The organism is Desmonostoc muscorum LEGE 12446 (genome assembly GCF_015207005.2).
GTDB lineage: Bacteria > Cyanobacteriota > Cyanobacteriia > Cyanobacteriales > Nostocaceae > Nostoc > Nostoc muscorum.
In genome coordinates this window covers 1-1,506 of the sequence record NZ_JADEXS020000009.1, presented here as the reverse complement: position 1 = coordinate 1,506, position 1,506 = coordinate 1, and the positions used below count along the sequence as shown (strand labels likewise).

Sequence of the window (1,506 nt, the reverse complement as noted above, 5' to 3'; positions counted from 1 at the left end):
TCTCCCCGCTCCCCCTGCTCCCTCATCTCCCCCTGCTCCCTCATCTCCCCCACCTCACCTCCCCTTCAGCGGTGGTTGGCTGGGTTGGCTGGGCTATGATGTCGCATGGGAAATTGAAGAGCTACCCGCTACTAAAATTGATCCCCTGCCATTTCCCGTAGCTTTTTGGTACGAACCAGATTGTTTTGCCGTTTTAGATCACGCCGAACAAATTCTTTGGTTAGCGGCCAGCGATTCTAGTGGACTCAATGAATTAGAGAAAAAATTAGTAAACGAAGATGCAAATAGGGACATACAGGGAGAGGTTCTGAATGAATTCTCCGCGTCCCCGTGTCCCCGTGTCCCCGCATCTTCTTCTCCTCCTCTTTTTTTGACATCGCAGTCAGATTATGAAACAGCTGTCAACCAGGCGAAAAAATATATTCAAGCTGGAGACATTTTTCAGACAAATCTTTCATTGCGATTTCAAGCGTCTACAGCAGCTTCTGGTTGGGAAATTTACCAAACCTTGCAAAAAATCAATCCTTCTCCCTTTGCCAGCTATTGGCAAACGCCTTGGGGAGAAGTGATGAGTTGTTCGCCGGAACGCTTGGTATTGTTGCAAAATCGACAAGCCGAAACCAGGCCGATCGCCGGGACGCGATCGCGTGGCGCAACCCCACAACAAGATATGCAACTGGCACAAGATTTACTTAGCAACACCAAAGAACGTGCAGAACACATCATGCTCGTGGATTTGGAACGCAATGATTTAGGCCGAGTTTGTGAATGGGGAAGTGTTGTTGTAGACGAATTGCTGACAATTGAACGATATAGCCATGTGATGCATCTTGTCAGCAACATCAAAGGTACTTTAAAAGGCGAATCTACCACCATTGATTTGATTCGCGCCACCTTCCCAGGTGGCACAATTACAGGTTGTCCCAAAATCCGTTGCATGGAAATTATCGAAGAACTAGAACCTGTGCGACGCAGCTTATTCTACGGTTCCTGCGGCTATTTAGATTGGCGCGGTAATTTAGACTTAAATATATTAATCCGCACCCTGCTATTGGCCCCTGAGAATGAAGGTGGGGGAGATGAGGGAGCAGGGGGAGATGAGGGAGCAGGGGGAGCGGGGAGAGAAATTACTTTCTCATCCTCCTCATCTCCCTCATCCCCCCACGCCCCACTCAACATCGTCTGGGGACAAGTTGGCGCGGGAATTGTCGCAGACAGCGATCCTGAGAGAGAATGGTATGAATCTCTGCACAAAGCTCAGGCACAGCTAGCAGCGCTGAAAATCTTGAATAATCAATGAAGGGAGTGGGGAGTGGGGAGTAGGGAGTGAGGAGATGAGGGGGATGAGGGAGATGAGGGGGATGAGGCAGTATTAAGATCAGTCGTTTGAATATCTGAGCTTTAAACTTCTAGTTTTAAGCTAATCCGCCTTTAAGTTGCATAATCCTTAGCCTCAGAAAGACGCTCTTACGCAAAGAAGGGAAGACGCTCTGATGCAATTTGAAT

Annotated in this window: 1 protein-coding gene; it reads left to right on the top strand. The window is 48.3% G+C overall.

Annotated elements, in window-relative coordinates:
- A partial coding sequence (locus IQ276_RS39940) for an anthranilate synthase component I (protein ID WP_235116538.1) occupies positions 1–1,300 on the top strand: 1,300 nt, incomplete at its 5' end.
- Between the last annotated feature and the right edge of the window lie 206 nt (positions 1,301–1,506).